The 1,527-nt window shown below is 43.9% G+C and carries 1 protein-coding gene; it reads right to left on the reverse strand.

Annotation, left to right across the window (positions count from 1 at the left end):
* On the reverse strand, positions 1-1,527 hold a 1,527-nt coding region (locus ACWATR_RS39935), incomplete at both ends, for a non-ribosomal peptide synthetase (protein ID WP_460345891.1).

Below are 1,527 nucleotides of genomic sequence, written 5' to 3' on the forward strand. Positions count from 1 at the left end.
TACCAAACTGCTTTTTAATTTGAGCCATTAAGTAAGGAGTTAAAAGAGAGTGACCACCAAGGTCAAAAAAGTTATCTTTTACTCCCACTTTGTCAACTTTCAAAACTCTTGACCAGATTTGCGTTAGTTCCAGTTCTACTTGGTTGCGTGGAGCAACGTATTTGTCTGAATTACTGCTGTGTAAATCCGGTGCAGGCAATACACGGCGGTCTACTTTGCCGCTAGGAGTTAGTGGCATTAATTCCAACATTACAAAAGCACTTGGCAGCATGTAGTCTGGTAGCTTTGCTTTCAGGAATTGCCGCAGTTCGCTGATTGTGGGTGTACAGTTCTGATGTGCTACCACGTAGGCAACTAGGCGTTTATCACCCGGAGTATCTTCGCGGGCAATGATACAACATCCCTCCACATCTCCATGCTGGCTCAGTACTGCTTCAACTTCTCCCAATTCAATGCGGAAGCCTCGCACCTTAACCTGATTGTCAATGCGTCCCAGGTATTCGATGTTGCCATCCGGTAAATAGCGGGCTAAATCCCCTGTTTTATAGAGGCGTGAATCAGGATCAGTGCTAAAGGGATTGGGGATAAATCTCTGTTGTGTTAACTCTGGTCGATTGAGATAGCCTCGCGCCAAAGAGATACCACCAATGTGCAATTCTCCTGCTACACCCACAGGTACAGGCTGTAGATACTTATCCAGGATGTAAATTTGCGTGTTAGCAATGGGACGACCAATCGGAGGCAGTAGCGGCCAAGTCTCTACTGAGTTATTCAGAGTAAAAGTAATGATTACATGGCTTTCCGATGGCCCATAATGATTGTGCAAAGTACAATCATTTAATTTGCTTAACCATTGAGAAATCGCCGGAGTCATCTGCAACTGTTCCCCAGCAGTAATGATTTCCCGCAGATGACTATTAACTAATTCACCACCAATAGCAACTTCAGCTAGTTGCTGTAAGGCAACAAAGGGAACAAACAATCTCTCAACAGCTTTTTCTTGGAGAAAACCTAACAAAGCTGAGGTATCTCGGCGCAATTCCTCCGTAATTAAGAACAATGTGCCTCCCGAAAACCAGGTAGTAAACATTTCTTGGAAGGAGACATCAAAGCTAATAGGAGCAAATTGCAGCGTTTTTGCTCCAGTGGAAATTGTATTATTTTGCAGTTGCCACAGAATTAGATTGCAAAGAGCAAGCTGATTAAGGGCTACACCTTTAGGCTTACCTGTAGAACCAGAGGTATAAATTACATAAGCTAAATTAGTTGCTTGTACACCAGAGATAAGATTATCCTGACTCGACTGAGAAATCATCTGCCAGTCAGTATCCAAAAAGACTTGGCTTGCTTGATGCTGAGGTAATCTGTCGAGGAGTGAATGTTGGGTTAACAACACTGAAACTTGAGCATCTTCTAACATGAAAGCCAAACGCTCTTGAGGGTAGTTTGGATCGAGTGGCACATAAGCCCCACCAGCTTTGAGAATGCCAAGTAGTCCTACTACCATCTCTAGCGATCGCTCCACAC

The organism is Nostoc sp. UIC 10890 (genome assembly GCF_054786515.1).